Below are 13,057 nucleotides of genomic sequence, written 5' to 3'. Positions count from 1 at the left end.
TTTCACTCCGCTACAGGGATAAAAATTTGAGGGTTATCGTCGTTTAAAAACGCTAATTTTTCCACTTTAGTGGATAAAAACCACCAAAAGCGCGTGTGCGTGATACACTCTTCAAAAGGCATGAAATGCAAAATGGGATTTCTTAAAGAATTGAGATACATGATAGGATTTCTAATATCGGTTTGAAAAATCTCAATCTTGCGGTTGAGCGTGTTGGCTAAATTTTCATAATGATTGACAATCTCGTTTTTATAGCGCTTGTTAGGGTCAAAATCATAGAGCAACAAGCCCAAATCCATTTGCATAGACACATCAAAGATCACTGAAGACATGTCCTCATTAATATCCAAGCTTTCATTCAATACCACCACGCTTTGAGAGGTTTTAAACAAGCCGGAAGTGTTGGTTTTATAAACCGGGGTGGCTGTTTTATACAAGGCTCTTCGGTGTTTTTTGGATAAAAAAAGCTCTCTGCCTACCACAATCAAACCCATTTTTTTTTGGTGGTCTTCATGGAGTTTTTGGATAAAACTTTTCCCATAAAAATCAAAATTCACTTCAATGCTTTCGGTTTCTAGCGATAAAAATTTATGATAAAACTTAGGGCTAGTGGGGTGTAAAACCTGAATGTAGAGCTTGTAGCTCTTTAAATGTTTGTGCAAAAACAAGGCTTGATACACATCGCGCATCATCGCTTTTCGGCTTTGTAAGCGCATATCAATGTATAAATAAATGCTCTTACCAAAGGGGGCTGGGAACTGCCCCACATTGCTTTTGACTTGATGATACACCGCATTCAAAATTTCCGGATTACCCGCCACTAAGAGAATGTCTCGCGGCTGGATAACCAAAGATTTAGTGGAGAGCAACAAAACATCGTTGCGATAAAGCCCTACAATCCTGTATTCTTTTTGCCTGATAGAGCCAATATGCCTATAAGCAAAAATGCTCCCAAAAGGCACATCAATCTCCATGATCTCGCCCTTGCCTAACCCAAACTCTCTAGGGGTGCTAGGGATATTAGGCAAACGAGAAATGAATTTATTGGCTAAAACTTCAAATTCATCAATCAAAATAAGCTTTTCATCTTTATTTTCTTCATTATTTTCTAAAGTTTTTTCACCATCTTTTTTCACGCTCAAAACCACGCGCATGCGTTTGAAGTGGGTTTGAATGATTTTATGGATAATGCGTTGTTCTTTAAAATCTTGTATGATTAAAAACGCATCGCTCACCTCATCGTTTAACACTTGCAAAAGCCTGAAACTAGAAGTCGCATCAAAACAATAAAAAGCGAAAGTGCTCGGGTAGTTTTTAGGGATAAGGCTCTCATTTTTGACGACCACTATATAAAAATTATGATTAGAATAATGCCTTAGCACCAAGTCTAAAAAATTTTTTGCTACAATGCCATCTAAAATAAGGGCGATTTTTTTCAATTCAAAACTTCCTAAAAAATGATTACGCCATTATATCCAAGATTAAGGCTTAAACGATGGATTTTCAACTCCAAGCGACTGACAAACACGCGCGAGCTGGTCTTTTAAATTTAGCCCATTCTCAAGTGGCAACGCCTGTTTTTATGCCCGTAGGCACGCAAGGCTGCATCAAATCTTTAGACACTACAGATGCGCAAGAAATTTTAGGCGCTAAACTCATTTTAGCCAACACCTATCACATGTATTTAAGGCCGGGTGAGAAAGTGGTTGAACAATTAGGGGGCTTGCATCGTTTCGCTCAATTTCAGGGGAGTTTTTTAACCGATAGTGGGGGGTTTCAAGCCTTCAGTTTGAGCGATAATGTCAAGTTGCAAGAAGACGGGATCGTTTTTAAATCCCATATTGATGGGAGCAAGCATCTATTCACGCCCGCTAAAGTTTTAGACATTCAATATTCTTTGAATAGCGATATTATGATGGTTTTAGACGATTTAGTGGGCTTGCCCGCTCCCTTAAAACGCCTTGAAGAATCCATTAAAAGAAGCGCTAAATGGGCGAATCTCAGCCTAGAATACCACAAAGAAAATAACCGCCCTAACAACAACCTTTTTGCCATTATCCAGGGCGGGACGCATTTGAAAATGCGCAGCCTTAGCGTGGGATTAACGCATAAAGGTTTTGATGGCTATGCGATAGGCGGTTTAGCGGTGGGGGAAAGCGCTGATGAAATGCTAGAAACCATTGCGCACACCGCCCCCTTGCTCCCTAAAGACAAGCCTCGCTACTTAATGGGCGTAGGCACGCCTGAAAATATCCTAGACGCTATCAGTTTAGGGGTGGATATGTTTGATTGCGTGATGCCCACCAGAAACGCTAGAAACGCCACCCTTTTCACGCATTCTGGCAAAATTTCTATCAAAAACGCGCCCTATAAATTGGATGATACCCCTATTGAAGAAAATTGCGCTTGTTATGCTTGCAAACGCTACTCTAAAGCCTATTTGCACCATCTCTTTAGGGCTAAAGAACTCACTTACGCTCGTTTAGCCAGCTTGCACAATTTGCATTTTTATTTAGAGCTGGTTAAAAACGCCAGAAACGCCATTTTAGAAAAGCGGTTTTTGAGTTTTAAAAAAGAATTTTTGGAGAAATATAACTCTCGCTCTCATTGAATGATGAAATTTAAAAATACTAAAAAGCATTTTTTTTACATTTTACGATCAACATTCAGTAAAATAAAAACCCTATCTTTGATAAATCTCAGGGTGGGTGCTTTTAAAACGCCTGTGGAACCAAAAATAACTTTCTGGGTGGTTTCTAATCACTTCTTCGCACAAACTCGCTTGGGCTTGCGTGCATTCTAAAATATCGTTTTCAGCGTTATCGGTGATTTGAGAGCGGATACTTTCGTAATAAGTCGCTGTATAATGCGAATAATCGTCATTAAAATCAATGAATACCGGCTGGATGTCTATATTGTAACGGCGCGATAAAATAGAAGCGATCGTGGTGTGCGTAGCGTCTTTATTAAAGAATTTCACCACCACCCCATCTTTAGGCACGACATTTTGATCCACTAAAATCCCCACAAGGCCGTTGCCTTGATTATACATTTTAATGAGTTCTTTCATCGCTCCCACTTTATTGACAAAACGCACCCCAAACGCTTCTCGCCTACTCATGATCATGTGATTGATGGGGGCGAATTTAGTCAAACGCCCCAAGCACCCCCTACCATAGTTCTCATAATATTGCGCTAAAGTCGTGCCTACCGCTTCCCAATAGCCAAAATGCATGCATAAAGTGATCGCTTGGCCTTCCTTGTTTAAAGACTTCCACACATTCTCTTCATTGATGAGCGTGAAACGAGCGTCGTATTCATCTTTAGGGATAAAGATCACTCTAATGGTTTCTAAAATAATGAAAGCAAAATTTTCATAACCCTTTTTAATAATCCTTTTTTTCTCTTCTTCGCTTTTAGAATCCCCAAACACAAAATCCAAATTGGCTTTAGCGTCAAAATAACGGCGTCTATCAAAAGTTTTCATCAGCCACGCTAAAGCTTTAATGCACCTTAAAAACCACGAATGGGGCATTTTAGCCAAAATAAACCCCAAAATATTCACTAAAGATTCCACGATAAAAATACTCAAAATGCGTAATTCCGTTTTCAAACCCTTATCGTTTTGGTTCAATATCTTTTCGTGTATGAGTCGTTCTTTATAAGTCATTCTTTTTCCTTTAAAATGTTTAAAACGCATTCTTTAATTTTTTTAGGATCTATGTTTTGGATAGAAAAATCCTTCTTATGGTAGCTGGCGTTTGAATTACCGGTGAGCGAAACATTGATCGGGCTTTCTAATTTAAAACGCTCCATAGGCGTGTTGCCATAAAGGGTGATGCTAGCTTTTTGCAACGCCCATGCTAAATGCGTAATACCCGTATCGCCCCCAATAATCACATCCATTTTAAAGAGCAACGCCTTAACTTCGTTTAAAGTGAGTTTGGGGAGCAATAACACATCGCATTGGTTTTTTAAAGTGCCATAAAGCGCATTAGCCTTATCTTCATCAGCATGCCATAACAAGCAAATTTGAAAATTTTCTAGCATCAAAGCCAGATCTTTAAAACGCTCTATAGGGTAAGTTTTATTGATTTTAGAAGTTTCTAAAACAAAAAGGATTTTTGGTTTATTTTGATTCAAATTTAACGCATTGATTTTTGGAGAATCTTGGTAAGAAAACGCTTTAGCCCTAGAGCTTAAACTCTGTGAAATTTCTTTTGAAATTTCTTCTTTTGGCAAGTTTAGGGCATGAGAAAGGAGCGTGAAATTACGCTTTAAAATAGGCTCATCATAAGCGATAGAAACTTTTTGCGAGTAAAAAAACGCGCTCAAACCCTCCCTAGCCGAAGCGTAATCAAAGCCGACTTTTTTAGGGGCTTTTAACATCTGAGTGATGAGAGCGGATTTGACTAGGCCTTGCATGTCAATGATTATATCGTATTCATAAGCCCTCAAAGATTTAAAAAGTTTGAAAATCTTCAAAGGGTTCAAGGTTGTAAGCACGCTTTTTAAAGCAATGGGGTGTAATTTATCAATATAGGGGGAATGCTCTAAAATCGCGCCAAATCTTTCATCCACGAACCATTCTATTTGGGCGTTAGGCAGACACTCTTTGATAGCCGCCAAAAACACCGCACTCACGATAATATCTCCGAGCGCTGAAAGCCTGACAATCGCTATTTTCAAGCAAACTCTATCGTCAAAGGAATGGGCTTAATGAGTTTGGGGAGCATTTCTTTAGCCAGGTAAAGCGTATCGTTAGAATGGATCACAAGCTTGTTTTTTTCTAGCGTGTATTTTAGATGATGGCTGTCTGTCAGGCACAAATTTTCGGCTAAAGAAAGAATAAAACTCAGCCATTGCAAGGTTAAAAGGCTTGGCATCATCGTGCTCATGTGGGCGATAGCGTTGTCTTTAGGGATTTTTTTATGGCTGAACTGGGCTAATAAGCAAATGATCGCTCTATCCTGGTGGCTAAAGCCATAACTCAAAGCGTTTAAAATAAAATACGCGCTGTGCTTGTGGGCTAAATAGACGCTTAAAATCTTACCCATGCTCGCTAATTCCCCCGCAATCTTTAAATGGAAAAGGTATTTTTCATCTATTTTATGCAAAGGCGATAAGGCTTCAAACAATTTCACGCATTCTTTTTTGACTTTTTGGCTGTGCTTTTCATGGGGCAAAAAGCGATCTTTTAAAGAGATGAGAGAGGGGTTGATATTAGGGGGGAATTTATGGTAATGGTGGCGCAATAAATCGCTTAAAAACACGCCTTCTCTCACCCCTACCCCACTAGTGATCATTAAAGAAGTTTTTAAATGCTCCAAAACGACTGATAGAATCAACGCCCCACTCCTAATACTATCCAAACGCTCTTCATTCACCCCCAAAAGCCGTAATTGATCTTCTTTAAGCATGACAATTTTTTCAATGAACGCTAAATTTTTATGTGCATCTATTTCATAACCATGCAAAGAATCAATAGGGTATTCAAAACGCTTCATCAACACCTTACTCAACGCTCTGATCGTCCCCCCCACCCCAAAGGCGTTTTTATGCTTAAAGGGTAATTTAGAAACCTCTTTTTGGATAAAGGCTTTAGCCAATTTGACGTCTAAGGCTTTGTCTAAAAACATTTCTTTGATGCGAATCGTGCCAACATCAAGCGAAATGAGATCCTTAATCTTGCCTTTTTCAATCAACGCGCACTCGGTGCTACCCCCTCCAATATCTATCGTGATCCCTGAATTTTTATGCAACAAATTCGCGCACGCAATCCCACCATAGAGCGCTTCTTTTTGCCCGTCAATGATTTTGATTTGCAAACCGCAAGCCTTTTTCACCCTTGCTACAAACTCCAATCTGTTAGGGGCATCGCGCACCGCTGAAGTCGCCACGCATAAAATTTTTTTGCTTTTGTATTTGAGGGCGATTTCTTTAAACTCACTCAAGGCTTTGATGGCTCTTTGCATGGGGATTTCTTGCAAAACCCCCTTAAACGCATAACAGCCCTCAGAAATTCTAACCCTAGATTTAGTCTCAAAAAGCAAGTAAAACCCAAACTGGCTCGTCTTTTTAAAGATAGCCAAACGCACTGAATTAGAGCCTATATCAATCACGGTTGTGATTTTAGCCATTATGAACAGCCTTTAATCTCGCTCTTGCAAGCTTTCATATTTGTATTTCAATTCCTCTGTGCTTTCTGCATTGTTAGGATCCGGCAAAATCGCATCTACAGGGCAAACGCTCACGCAACTTGGCTCATCAGAATACCCATAACATTCCGTGCATCGATCCGGATCAATATTATAAATAGGATCGCCCTCTTCAATCGCCTCACTAGGGCATTCTTCTCTGCAAGCATCGCATGCAATGCATTCATCATTCACCAATAATGACATGACAACTCCTTTTAAAAAGTTTGAATACGATTTCTACTCAAAATTAGCTTAAAATTCAATCTAAAAAGATTATTTTTTTCTCATTATAAGAATGAGGGATTTTTTCTAACACCCCCAAAACCCCTAAATCTTTCAAAAAAGTATGATCTTGCTTGTCAGTTTCCACAAACACGCTCAAGCCCAAACGGCAAGCAAAATCTATCATGCCCTTTAAATCCTCTTCTAAAAGCTCTTCGTCTAAAATGACCCCATCAGCGCCTTGAACAAGCGATTCTAAAAGCTGGTAGTGGCTGATAAAAAAATCCTCTTGGACAATCACAGAGCTTGCATGGCGGCGCAACAACCCTAAAACTTCTAGATCAAACACGCTTGGCACGCCCAATTCATACAAGCCTTTGAAATTGACAATGACGCAATCGGTGCGGGCGTTTTCTTGCAAAAGCCTTTCTAAAACCTCGCTAGGAGTTACAAAAACATAGTCTTTGGTTTGAGGAATAATTCTGGGCAAGTAAGGGTTATACGACAAGCTTTTACCCAGCATTTCATAAGAGAGCATGCCCTCTTTTAAAGCCAGGCTTTTTTGCAAATTTTCTAAAATCCTTACTTCTTGCATTCTTGAATGACTTTATTATGCTCTTTCAATTCAGGTTCGGCTTGGATAACATCTTTAGCGATGCCAGAAAAGATTTTTTTAGCTTCCAAGCAATTCCCTAATTTGTAATAACCCCATGCTAAAGAGTCCAAATAAAGCACTGAGCCAGAATCTAGGGCTAAGGCCTTTCTCACAAAATCCATGCCCCTTTTAACATCCATGTCATAATCTATTAAAGAATACCCTAAAAAATTATAAAAGAAAGCGTCTTGGGCGTCTTCTTTGTCTTTGGTTTTAGCAAGCCATGCTTGGCGCTCTTTGGTGGCTTGCTCTAATTTTTGAATAATGGGTAGCATCTCTTCTTTGGTGAGTTTTTTCTTATTCGTGCTCAAGCTTTCATAATGATAAATCGCCTCTAACCCTAAAAATTTAGGATCTTTTTTTTCTTGATAGATCAAAGAAGCTTGTTTGGAAGCTTGATCGAATTTTTTTTGCGCGGTGTATAAATCCAACAACAAACGCCTATCAAAAGGGAATAATTCTGCGATTTTCTGGGCCTTATCAAACTCTTTTAACAAGATTAATACCCCTATGTAAAATTGGGCGTTTTGCACAATAGGGTTTTTTTCATACAAACGAGCGAAAGTCGTTTTAGCCAAATCAAGCTCGTTAAATTGCGTGAAAGTGTTGAGCGCTTTTTGGCACAATTGTTCTGAGCAACCATACCTGTCTATATGAGATTGCAACAAATCCAAGCCCTCTTTTTTGCGGTTTTGTAAAAAATAGATCGTAATGAGTTTTTCTAGGCTGTCTTCATCATGCACTTGGTTATAAAACTTATTCAACAACGGGAAAGCCTTATCCAAACGCTTTTGAGTCAAATACAAAGTCCCTAACACATTGTCTGTGGCTATGGTCTTTTCTTCTTTACGGATTTTGTGTAATAGTTCAATCGCCTTATCAATCTGCCCCATTTGCACATAGCCATCCACTAAAATCTTATTGATAGAAACATCGTTACGATTATTGGTGATTTTTTGATAGAGCATGGCTAAATGCATAGCGGTTTTAATGTCCCCTAAACTCGCCGCTGAAATGGCCGCTTCTTTAGCATACACCACCTTATTGGTTTGCTTATAGAGATTCATATAACCTTTTTGAGCGGCAGCAAAATCCCCTCTATGGAAAGCGTCTGAACTCAACAGGATTTGATGATCTTCTGAAAGGGTTTCAGCCTTAAGGCAAGAAAACAGACTAAAAAGCAATATATTTGCTAAAAATCTTTTCTTTGTTTGAATATCCATTATTTTATTTCCTTTTTTGTGTAACTAAAGTGAATTTTAGCACACTTTAGTTTCTTTGGTTTTTTGTGTGATGCCCGGACAGCTTTGACAAAAAGCTTCTTTTTGCTCTTTAGAGAAAGTTTTCACGCTCTCCCAAAAAGGAAAAGTTTGGCATTGTTTAGGGCGCACGCTATAAATCTGGCATTTTTTGGTTTCCAAATCCAAAAACACGCACGCCAAACCCAACTCTTTAGCGTCTTTTTCTAATAAAGAGAACTTATACCCCACCTTTTTAACGTATTTTTGACTGAATTCTTCTAGTTCTAATTTTAAAAAAGCGCTAATTTGTTGCATTTCTTGGATATTCAAAAAAATATACCCGCTTTCCCCCACGCAACACTTTGCCCCACAACCCTCGCATGCCTTAGGATTAAAACTGAAATCAAAATCTTGCATTAAACTACCCCTATCCTATTGGAGATCAATACTCACGCTAAATTGCACCAACAACCCTTCATCATCTTTAGAAATTTTTAAGGGCAATTGGCTTTGAGCGCTCGGTAAATACTTGTTGATTAAGGTGAAAAAAAGATAGGTCTTTTCCAATTCGCTCGCCCTGGCCATGATAAAAAATTGGGTTTTTTGAAGGGAGTTTTGAGAGAGCAAGGGTTTGATTTTATAAGCATCAAAACATTTTTTTAAAATCTTTTCTAAAATCCGCCTGGACTCTTCATCATTAAAAATCTTTAATAAGGATTCGCTGGTTTCTTTTTGATTACGATAGTTTGCTAGGGCTGTTTCAAAATGCCTTTGCGCGTATTCTAAAACGCTTTTTTTACGATTTTCTTCTAAAAGGATTTTTTTTAATTCCAGCATGCTAGGCCATAGAAAATACTCGGTATTGAGCCAACCCAATAAGGAAAAAACCCCTAAAAAAACAAGGTTTTTAATGATAAAACCCACATCGCCTGATTGCTCTCTGTCTAAGTGTGAAAAATGCAATGGTTTCATTTAATGGACTCCGGGTTTTTTATCAACAAAGAATTAGAAAAATTGGTGGAAACAAAATTAAACCACCCATCGCTTAAAGGGAAAAATTCCGCCCTAGAATAATCAAACATGGGGCTTAACTTGTTTTGAAACAAAAAATAAAAGGCTTCTTTAGAAGGGGTTTTACCGCTCACCACCACGCTTTGTTGGTCTATTTCAATGCTATTAATAGTGATGAGATCGGGAACAATATTCAAAAGCCCTTGCAAAACATCTCGTATATCATCATTGTAATTCAAACGCTTTTTGGCTTCTTTAATGAGCTTTAAGGTTTCATCAGTCTTTACCTGCAAGCGGCTGATTTCATGGCGGTAGAGCTTTTCTTGGATCGTTAAATCAGACGCATTATCTTGAGTGCTTTTAATGGCGTTATGCATAAACCACACTAACCCCCCTATTACCACAAAAGATAAAAAAATGTAAAAAACCCAAATTTTAGAAAGCTTGCTGATAAGGTATTTCGCTCTTGGTTCAATATAACTAAAACGCATGCTTTTCATTCTCCATGCGCGCTAAAACATTCAATTGTTCCACTAAAGAAAAATCCAACCTACTCACTTCTATCATCAAAGTTTCTTGCAAATGCATTAACGCTTTGTGGTGGATTTGACAGCTGTCTAAAACAACCACTTTTTCTACAAAGTCTATCTCTCTAGAATGATAGACGCCACGCAAACCCTCTTGCAAAACATCTGCAATCAAGGGGATATTCGTCATGCCCTCAATCAAACTATAAGCGTCCTCTGTCATTTTTTCGCTATTATCCTTACTGCTATCTAGGCCTATCGCTTCTTCAAGGCTGTCAATATCTTCTTGGATTTCACTCAAAAACAAATTCACAGCTTCATTACTCATTTCCATAGAATCTTCTTCTTTGCTCTCTATAAACTCTTCAGGTTGTTCTTCTAAAAACATAGATTGGGCTAAAAAAATCTCTTTTTTATCCGCAATCAAAAAATAAAACCTTGAACGCTCCAAAAGCAAATACAACAACGGCTTTTCTTCTAACTGGTCGCGCACAAATTCATAAATAAGGCTAAAAGGCGAAAACAAAAAATCCACATCCTGGATTTTAAAACGCTTGAAATCCTTTAAAAAATCCTTAGATTCCACATAAACGCAATACTTTTGATTGACTTCACAAGCATGATAATCTTGATTTTCTTGTTTGATTTGTTCAAACGCCTGTTTTTCGCATAAAACCTCTTTAGCTTTACTCATTGCGCTGAAATAAGTGTAGGGGTATTTTTGGCTATAAGTTCTGGCGATTTTTAAGGCTTGAATAGGGACTTCACCATTTTTAGTCTCCACTTTAGTCTCAAAAGTTTTAAAAAATTTCTCTTTAATGCGATCGTTTTTGATCCTTATGACTTGAGTGGATAAAAGATTGTGATCCACATTAAAAGAGATATACACTTGAGAGCAAAACCTCTCCTTAAACGCTTTTTTTAACCCTTTAAGCACCCAAACCCCTTTGAGATTCTTCAAATCCAACAGAATCCATGCGCGTTTTTAAATATTCTTTAGCCTTTGAAAGCTCCCATTCTTTAGGGATAATCACCGATTCTAGCATGTAATAATGCACTTCGCTAAAAGGCTTAGGGATTTCAAATTGATCCCAAGTGTTCAACCGCCATGCGTTTTTACAAACCACCCGACAAGCGCTAATCCCCACGCCTGATTTTTGAGCCAAAGCGATCACCCCATCCGCTATGCTGTGTCGTGGGCCTTTGGGGCCATCAGGAGTGATAGCGACATCGCAACCTTCTTTCAATCGTTTAAGCCCCTCTATCAAAACCTTAACCCCCCCTTTTTTGCTAGAACCTCTAATGTTTTTAAAACCAAAGCTTTCAAACAAACCCGCCGCAATAGAGCCGTCAAAATGCTGGCTTGCGATCACATAAACAGAAGGTTTTTCAAGCCTTAAATACGCAAACCCGATCATGCCAAGCTCCCCATGCCAACAGCTTACAATAAAGGGTTTTTCTTTTAAATTTTGAGCTAAAAAATAGCGGTTTTTACAAGTTTTATGCAACAACCAAAGGACTCCAAACGCCAAACGAGGGACAACCTTTAAAACGATATTTTTCCTGAAAAATTTTAAGCTCAATTCTCGCCTTTAAACCCACTCTTCATTGGTTATTTTGATTAGTTGCCTTTGATGGCCGCTATCAAGCGCCCTTTGGAATGAGAAACAATCTCCACTTTTACAAGCTCGCCCGGATTTCTTTTTTCCTTACAAGTTACTTCAATGAATTTCCCCGTATCGCTACGCCCCTCAAAACCCACGATTTGATTATCCATTTCACGCCTATTTTCCACCAACACCACATGCGTTTTACCCACTTCCAACTTGGCTTTTTCTTCTAAAATTTCTTTGTGCCTGTTTTGCAACCTCTCTAACCTTGAAGATGAAACCTCTAATGGCACTCTTTCTTTCCAAGCTCCCGCCTCAGTGAAAGGGCGTGGGGAATAAATGAAACTATAGAGCGTGTCAAAGCGCACTTTTTCTAGCACCTCCATCGTGTCTTCAAAATCCTTATCGCTCTCATTAGGAAAGCCCACGATAATATCCGTGCTGATGCCCACTTCAGGCACTAAAGCTTTTAACCTCTCCACCCGATTTAAAAACCACTCTTTACTATAACCTCTTCGCATCATCTTTAACACCGCGCTAGATCCACTCTGTAAGGGCATGTGGATACTCTTGCACACTTTAGGGTTTTTGGCAAAGCGTTCTAAAAATGCATCATTCATGTGCAAGGGGTGAGGCGAAGTGAATCGTATCCTTTCAATGCCTTGAATTTCGCTCAATTTATCCAGTAAATCGCTAAAATCCACTTTCGCATGCTCGCTACTGAAACGAACGCCGTAATTATTCACATTCTGCCCTAAAAGCATGAGCTCTTTAGTGCCGTTATTCGCCAATTTCTCAGCTTCTTTTAAAATCAAATCCATAGGGATAGAAATTTCTTTCCCCCTAGTGTGCGGGACGATGCAATAAGCACATTTTTTATCGCAACCTATAGAGATGTTTAATAACGATCGGATTTGAGCCTTTTTTTCAAAAAATTCAAACGCATACGCGCTTTCATCATAATCAATCGCCACTTCAACCGCTTTTTCTTTATGGATCACTTGAGAGATTTTAGACACATTCCTAGCCCCTAACACAAAGCTCACGCTTGGGGCTTTTTTCAAAATATCCGCTCCCATGTGGCTTGCGGTGCACCCGCAAACCCCGATTTTGGCGTTGGGTTTTTTGATTTTAGCGAATTGCCCGATCTCTGAAAACAATTTCCGTTCAGGTTTTTCGCGCACGCTGCAAGTGTTGATTAAAATCAAATCCGCTGTTTTAGGGTCGCTAGTCTCTTTATAGTCTAGTTTGGATAGTTCACTTAGTAGATGCTCGCTATCCCTAGAATTCATGGCACAACCCATGGTTTCAATATAAACTTTCAATACAAGCCTTTAAATAATGTGCAATTCATAAAGAAAATCTTTTTCATCAGTGCTGACCCTCACCTCATCTAAATAAGCCGTATGGCCTTTTTCTTTGAAAAAATCCACCGCTTTGAGCATGTCTTTGTGGGCGTTTGTGGGGGCAAAATAGAAAATAGAACGCTTATCTTCACTAAATTTGCGATACAAATCCTCTAATTCCACGCTCTTAGCGTCTGATTTTCTTGTATTCTTGGCTAAAACTAATTTCATTGACTCTTTCCTTA

The 13,057-nt window shown here is 38.8% G+C and carries 15 protein-coding genes; 1 reads left to right on the top strand and 14 read right to left on the bottom strand.

The window, feature by feature from the left end; all coding sequences use genetic code 11:
* Nucleotides 1-2 precede the first annotated feature (2 nt).
* Nucleotides 3-1,439 carry a COG3400 family protein gene (locus QT74_RS00800; protein ID WP_033763846.1) on the bottom strand — a complete coding sequence of 479 codons (1,437 nt, stop codon included), beginning with the start codon at nucleotides 1,437-1,439 and terminating at the stop codon, nucleotides 3-5.
* Nucleotides 1,440-1,495: 56 nt separating this feature from the next.
* Here QT74_RS00800 and tgt point away from each other — a divergent pair, with 56 nt between their 5' ends.
* Nucleotides 1,496-2,611 (top strand): tRNA guanosine(34) transglycosylase Tgt, encoded by a 1,116-nt coding sequence (gene tgt / locus QT74_RS00795; RefSeq protein WP_033763844.1) that lies wholly within the window; start codon nucleotides 1,496-1,498, stop codon nucleotides 2,609-2,611.
* A gap of 72 nt (nucleotides 2,612-2,683) precedes the next feature.
* Here tgt and QT74_RS00790 read toward each other — a convergent pair whose 3' ends face one another.
* The 13 genes from QT74_RS00790 to QT74_RS00730 are packed head-to-tail and all read right to left on the bottom strand — an operon-like array spanning nucleotide 2,684 to nucleotide 13,043.
* Nucleotides 2,684-3,670 carry a lipid A biosynthesis lauroyl acyltransferase gene (locus QT74_RS00790; protein ID WP_033763842.1) on the bottom strand — a complete coding sequence of 329 codons (987 nt, stop codon included), beginning with the start codon at nucleotides 3,668-3,670 and terminating at the stop codon, nucleotides 2,684-2,686.
* On the bottom strand, nucleotides 3,667-4,689 hold the full coding sequence (gene waaC / locus QT74_RS00785; protein WP_033763840.1) for a lipopolysaccharide heptosyltransferase I: 1,023 nt from the start codon (nucleotides 4,687-4,689) through the stop codon (nucleotides 3,667-3,669). The genes QT74_RS00790 and waaC overlap by 4 nt, the downstream gene beginning before the upstream one ends.
* On the bottom strand, nucleotides 4,686-6,140 hold the full coding sequence (locus QT74_RS00780; RefSeq protein ID WP_033763838.1) for a Ppx/GppA family phosphatase: 1,455 nt from the start codon (nucleotides 6,138-6,140) through the stop codon (nucleotides 4,686-4,688). Before QT74_RS00780 ends, waaC begins: the two co-directional genes overlap by 4 nt.
* Before the next feature lie 12 nt (nucleotides 6,141-6,152).
* Nucleotides 6,153-6,404, bottom strand: a complete 252-nt coding sequence (locus tag QT74_RS00775; RefSeq protein WP_000055471.1) for a YfhL family 4Fe-4S dicluster ferredoxin — start codon at nucleotides 6,402-6,404, stop codon at nucleotides 6,153-6,155.
* 55 nt (nucleotides 6,405-6,459) lie between these two features.
* Nucleotides 6,460-7,017, bottom strand: coding sequence for an indole-3-glycerol-phosphate synthase (locus tag QT74_RS00770; protein WP_033763837.1), 558 nt, complete (start codon nucleotides 7,015-7,017; stop codon nucleotides 6,460-6,462).
* The gene (locus tag QT74_RS00765; RefSeq protein WP_033763835.1) at nucleotides 7,005-8,300 is read right to left on the bottom strand and encodes a tetratricopeptide repeat protein; all 1,296 of its coding nucleotides are present in this window, start codon (nucleotides 8,298-8,300) and stop codon (nucleotides 7,005-7,007) included. The genes QT74_RS00770 and QT74_RS00765 overlap by 13 nt, the downstream gene beginning before the upstream one ends.
* 36 nt (nucleotides 8,301-8,336) lie before the next feature.
* Nucleotides 8,337-8,735, bottom strand: coding sequence for a YkgJ family cysteine cluster protein (locus QT74_RS00760; RefSeq protein ID WP_001150532.1), 399 nt, complete (start codon nucleotides 8,733-8,735; stop codon nucleotides 8,337-8,339).
* 15 nt (nucleotides 8,736-8,750) lie between these two features.
* Nucleotides 8,751-9,290, bottom strand: a complete 540-nt coding sequence (locus QT74_RS00755; protein ID WP_033763834.1) for a hypothetical protein — start codon at nucleotides 9,288-9,290, stop codon at nucleotides 8,751-8,753.
* Entirely contained in the window at nucleotides 9,287-9,820 is a 534-nt protein-coding gene (locus QT74_RS00750) for a hypothetical protein (protein WP_021436510.1), read from the bottom strand. The genes QT74_RS00755 and QT74_RS00750 overlap by 4 nt, the downstream gene beginning before the upstream one ends.
* On the bottom strand, nucleotides 9,810-10,793 hold the full coding sequence (locus QT74_RS00745) for a hypothetical protein (protein ID WP_033763832.1): 984 nt from the start codon (nucleotides 10,791-10,793) through the stop codon (nucleotides 9,810-9,812). Before QT74_RS00745 ends, QT74_RS00750 begins: the two co-directional genes overlap by 11 nt.
* Nucleotides 10,786-11,439, bottom strand: a complete 654-nt coding sequence (locus QT74_RS00740) for a lysophospholipid acyltransferase family protein (protein ID WP_000053505.1) — start codon at nucleotides 11,437-11,439, stop codon at nucleotides 10,786-10,788. The genes QT74_RS00745 and QT74_RS00740 overlap by 8 nt, the downstream gene beginning before the upstream one ends.
* Nucleotides 11,440-11,477: 38 nt before the next feature.
* Complete coding sequence (miaB, locus tag QT74_RS00735) at nucleotides 11,478-12,791, bottom strand: tRNA (N6-isopentenyl adenosine(37)-C2)-methylthiotransferase MiaB (protein ID WP_078257808.1); 1,314 nt, start codon at nucleotides 12,789-12,791, stop codon at nucleotides 11,478-11,480.
* Between the two features lie 9 nt (nucleotides 12,792-12,800).
* Nucleotides 12,801-13,043 carry a nuclease gene (locus tag QT74_RS00730; RefSeq protein ID WP_000780061.1) on the bottom strand — a complete coding sequence of 81 codons (243 nt, stop codon included), beginning with the start codon at nucleotides 13,041-13,043 and terminating at the stop codon, nucleotides 12,801-12,803.
* Between the last annotated feature and the right edge of the window lie 14 nt (nucleotides 13,044-13,057).

It is taken from the genome of Helicobacter pylori SA213A (assembly GCF_000476275.1).
Taxonomy (GTDB): Bacteria; Campylobacterota; Campylobacteria; order Campylobacterales; family Helicobacteraceae; genus Helicobacter; species Helicobacter pylori_CL.
The sequence above is the reverse complement of the archived record's forward strand: the minus strand, read 5'-3'. Positions and strand labels throughout refer to the sequence as shown.